Source organism: Bacillus sp. T17B1 (assembly GCF_026796395.1).
GTDB lineage: Bacteria > Bacillota > Bacilli > Bacillales > Bacillaceae > Bacillus > Bacillus spizizenii_A.
Genome location: NZ_JALAYA010000062.1, coordinates 1 through 469 on the forward strand (window position 1 = coordinate 1; position 469 = coordinate 469).

At 50.5% G+C, this 469-nt stretch carries 4 tRNA genes; all 4 read left to right on the forward strand.

Annotation, left to right across the window (positions count from 1 at the left end):
* The first annotated feature begins 61 nt into the window (after window positions 1-61).
* Window positions 62-137 (forward strand) — tRNA-Lys (locus tag MOF34_RS20610).
* A 6-nt stretch (window positions 138-143) separates the two neighbouring features.
* Window positions 144-226 (forward strand) — tRNA-Leu (locus tag MOF34_RS20615).
* 40 nt (window positions 227-266) lie between these two features.
* Window positions 267-341, forward strand: a tRNA-Gly gene (locus tag MOF34_RS20620).
* 14 nt (window positions 342-355) lie between these two features.
* A tRNA-Leu gene (locus MOF34_RS20625) sits at window positions 356-441 on the forward strand.
* Window positions 442-469 lie beyond the last annotated feature (28 nt).

Below are 469 nucleotides of genomic sequence, written 5' to 3' on the forward strand. Positions count from 1 at the left end.
GTTCAAGTCCTCTTGCCGGCACCACTTTTATATGATATAATACTCAAGTCTCTTGTAAGAAGAGCCATTAGCTCAGTTGGTAGAGCATCTGACTTTTAATCAGAGGGTCGAAGGTTCGAGTCCTTCATGGCTCACCATTTTACGCGGGTGTGGCGGAATTGGCAGACGCGCTAGACTTAGGATCTAGTGTCTTTATGACGTGGGGGTTCAAGTCCCTTCACCCGCATTATATAGGATAACAGTCATTAAAACTGGACATCCTGTCTGCGGAAGTAGTTCAGTGGTAGAACACCACCTTGCCAAGGTGGGGGTCGCGGGTTCGAATCCCGTCTTCCGCTCCAACTATACCATCCACGCCGGGGTGGTGGAATTGGCAGACACACAGGACTTAAAATCCTGCGGTAGGTGACTACCGTGCCGGTTCAAGTCCGGCCCTCGGCATTAAGTTTTGCGCCCGTAGCTCAATTGG